The organism is Campylobacter concisus, assembly GCF_902460895.1.
Classification (GTDB): Bacteria; Campylobacterota; Campylobacteria; order Campylobacterales; family Campylobacteraceae; genus Campylobacter_A; species Campylobacter_A concisus_BC.
The window spans coordinates 178175-180520 of the sequence record NZ_CABPVL010000004.1 but is presented as its reverse complement, the minus strand read 5'-3'; the positions used below and the strand labels follow the sequence as shown (position 1 = coordinate 180520).

The following is a 2346-nucleotide window of genomic DNA, read 5'->3' as shown; positions in this document are numbered from 1 at the left end:
TCTGCTCTTATGATATAGTAAATAAAAACTTAGGCTTTGGCTCTAGTGATGATACGCTCTTTAAAAGACTAAAGGATCAAATAAAAGGACTAAATGCGAATTTAAATTTTATCTGTGCTTCAAATTTCAACTCTATAAAACTAGCCAATCTAATAGCTAACAAGTCCGATAAAAATGGCACCTCTGCAAACGATGAGATGAACAGCAAAGATTTTTCAAATTTAAATAAAAACTATGTTGTGCTTTCAAACTCACCTTTTAGATCAAGTGCAGGGCTAAGAGAAGAAGTAATAAGTAAATGCCTAGATCAAGTGATAGAAGACGAGCTAAATAGACCCAACAAATCCAACCTAGTAAAACAAAAATTTACTGACATAAAAACCCTAAGTCCTATTAAGGATTACAGCCAGTACAGCATAAACATCAATAAAGAAAACAATAGATCAACTCTTGTTTTAAATTTATCCCCATTTGCAAGGATAGATAAAAAATATATAGACAACATAGAGCAAAAGAGAGAAGAATTTAAAGAGATCGCCTATCAAGATGACACTAACTATCTTGATAATTACACCAAATACGAAGAGTTATTTAAGACAAATTTCTCTCACGTAAATGCTTATGCTAAGCAGCCAAATGATATGGAGAAGATCAAAAAAAGCGAAGAAGAGTATATGAAAAAGGTAACTCTCTCTTTTAAAGCAGTATTTGATAAGGTAAATGAAAACGCCTTAAGCAGAAGAGAGGCCGAAGCATATAACAATAGCAATATCTCAAGCCAACTTATAGATGATATAAAAAATGGCTCATCAACCGCAGATGAATACCAATCACAAATGCAACGTATAATACAAACCCTCCCAAAACGCTACTCTTTCATAGAAGCACTATCTCTTGGAGTGGCTTACTTTATAATGACTAAAAGCTATTCAAAAAAAATGATTAAAAAAAGCATTAAAGATGGTGATGAATATATAGTAATAGAAGATGATGAAATAAAAGCCCTACACTCAAACTCTATAATAAGAGTTTTTGATAGAGATTTAAAGTTATTTTTCTATAAAGACTCAGTAAAAAATAGCGGACTAAAAAGTGGTGAGTATCTATGTATAGAAGAAATGTCTAAATATATGGATGGAGTAAATAACAAGGATGTAGTTAGTATTGAAGAGCTTTTAGCTGAAAATGAAGTTGGTAAAAATGCAGATATCAAAGATCCTTTGCAAAAAGATCTAATGAAACTTCTTATAGAACAAGCTGACAAGATAGATGATAACTATAAAAAAGATGAAGCTACTATAAAAGAGGCTATCGCCGCTAAGAATAAAAACACTCTAAAAGAGGCTATAAATTTAAAAGATATAGCATATAGCAATGATAGAGATATAAATAAAGAGGTAACCTCATTACTAGTAAAAACTACTATAGAAGAGGTATTTCCACTAGCAAAATTTGTTGGTGAAGATGGCATATCTAAGATATATGAATCACTTGGCTCTTATATATTTAATAAAGACGCAAAGGCACTAAGAGAAACATTTCTTGATGAGCTTGGGGTATTAAATTTAGTAAAAAGTCTACTTGGTGCAAGAAAGACTAAAGAGATAGATAGATATATCTTGCTAATAACAAGTCTAAAAACTACAAGCGTAGTTTTACAACATTCAAAGCTTAATCTAATCATTCAAGCTTCAAATGCCTTTAGGCTTCATATGGCGATGGAGTATTATAAACTAAGTATAACTTATACAGAGATCACAACATATACCTTTATGAGATATACCCATAGGTTTAGCTATACAGATTTTCAAGAGATAAAGAGGCTAATAAAAGATTATGCGGGATCACTAGGTAAGAGTATAGGTGCTTCTATGGTTAGTGGTGCATTAGAACTCTGGAAAACCTCATATGAAAAACTAGAAGAGAACTACAACGAGATAATGCATACAAGATATACATATAAATTTAATGAAGCTTACGCACTAAATAATATCTCATATAAACCTATGTCTATAAAAGAAGCCTATGATAAAAATAGTACAAATACATATTGCTACTATCCAGTAATGATCTATCAAAACTATATAAGCCTAAATTTAAATAGACTATTTCTAGGAGCTAATATAAGTAGTGGAGGACTAGACTATAACTCATTTATATACTACGACATAGACCACAAGAAAAACAAACTATCTTTTAACCTAGCCTCTAAACTAGCACTAAATAACCTTAGTGCTTATCTATGCTTAGATGAGCTAAGAGGATCTGGTAATGAGATAGATGCAAGGTATTTTAACTATGCTAGAAGTAGATATACTGAATCTGATGTAGAGATAAGGGAGTTAA

The 2346-nt window shown here is 31.2% G+C and carries 1 protein-coding gene; it reads left to right on the top strand.

The annotated features are described in order from the left end of the window. On the top strand, nucleotides 1-2346 hold a 2346-nt coding region (locus tag F3G98_RS11185), incomplete at both ends, for a hypothetical protein (protein ID WP_188116983.1).